Origin of the sequence: Enterorhabdus sp. P55 (assembly GCF_009911695.1) — a bacterium.
Classification (GTDB): domain Bacteria; phylum Actinomycetota; class Coriobacteriia; order Coriobacteriales; family Eggerthellaceae; genus Enterorhabdus.
Genome location: NZ_QWKK01000312.1, coordinates 1 through 540 on the forward strand (window position 1 = coordinate 1; position 540 = coordinate 540).

Sequence of the window (540 nt, forward strand, 5' to 3'; positions counted from 1 at the left end):
GAAAAGATTGTTCACAACCTACTCACAGCCAGAGATGCCTCAAAAGAGGCTCAGGTTATCCGTGAAGCCGGGCGTACAGGATCTATTCTTATTACAACCGCCCTTGCCGGACGTGGTACCGACATCAAACTCTTAGACGAGAATGCAAAACGCCTAGGCCTGTTTGTAATAGGGGTCGGTCGCGGACAAAGCAAACGTGTTGACGACCAGTTAAGGGGTCGTGCGGGTCGTCAAGGTGACATTGGGCAATCAATTTTCTTAGTTTCAAAAGAAGACGACCTCTATAATGTACTGGATAACCCTCAATTGACACGTTCAGGAGAGATTAAGTGGTCGCTTTATACACCAGATTATGTTCAAAAAATGATTGAGGCTAAAGACTACGATAGTCGTAAAAATACATTAGAGTATGATGATGTACTGCGTGAGCAACGCGAGGTCATTTATCATTTACGAAATAGTATCTTAGAAAATAAAGACCTACAGGATGTAGCCTCAACCGCACGCAAGTTTGCCAAAAGAGCACATGCTGATGCAAAA

General features: G+C 43.9%; 1 pseudogene. It reads left to right on the top strand.

What is annotated here, in order from left to right:
- A pseudogene (gene secA / locus D1643_RS11435) lies at window positions 1–540 on the top strand (preprotein translocase subunit SecA); the annotation flags it as partial.